General features: G+C 79.4%; 1 protein-coding gene. It reads left to right on the top strand.

From position 1 onward, the window contains the following. Window positions 1-627: phytoene desaturase family protein (locus ABEB16_RS22370; protein WP_425560298.1), on the top strand; the 627-nt coding region annotated here is incomplete at its 5' end. Between the last annotated feature and the right edge of the window lie 154 nt (window positions 628-781).

Genomic DNA, 781 nt, shown 5'->3' with positions numbered 1-781 from the left:
CTCCCCCAGCGGTTCGTGCACCCGCTCCATGACGAGCAGGTGGTCGTCGTAGCGGGCGGCCTGGTGCTGCTGCTGGCGCTGCGCGGGCGCACCGCGCGCCCGGCGCACCACAGCGTGCTGTTCGGCGCCGACTACGACACCGAGTTCGACGACCTGCGCGCCGGGCGGCCCGTGGCCGACCCCACCGTCTACGTCAGCGCCCCCGACGACCCCGCGCTGCGCCCCGACGAGGACCACGAGGCGTGGTTCGTGCTCGTCAACGCCCCGGCCCACGACCCGGCGGGCGAGGGGGGCGGGCGCGGCACCGACTGGGACGCGCCGGGCCTGGCGGAGGCGGAGGCGGACCGGGTGCTGGCGCTGATGGCGGCGCGCGGCCTCGACGTGCGCGAGCGGCTGCTGTGGCGCGAGGTCCGCACCCCCGCCGACCTGGCGCGCGGCACCCGCTCCGACGGCGGCGCCATCTACGGCAGCTCCAGCGACGGGGCGCGCGCGGCGTTCCTGCGCCCGGCCAACCGCTCGCCCGTGCCGGGGCTGTTCCTGGTCGGCGGCTCCGCGCACCCCGGCGGCGGGCTGCCGCTGGTGGGGCTGTCCGCCCGGATCGTCACCGAACTGGTGGGGCCGGCCTAGGCCACCGGGCCGTGGGCGGCCTCAGCGCAGCGCGCGGTGCACCGCCCGCAGCACCTGCACCAGCGCGAGCACCCCCAGCGCCGCCCACACCCAGGCGGAGAGCACCGCCAGGAGCTCGCGCCACTGCGGGCGCGCCGCGCCGCCGAGGGCCGCC

Origin of the sequence: Kineococcus glutinatus, from assembly GCF_039542765.1 — a bacterium.
Classification (GTDB): Bacteria; Actinomycetota; Actinomycetes; order Actinomycetales; family Kineococcaceae; genus Kineococcus_A; species Kineococcus_A glutinatus.
The sequence above is the reverse complement of the archived record's forward strand: the minus strand, read 5'-3'. Positions and strand labels throughout refer to the sequence as shown.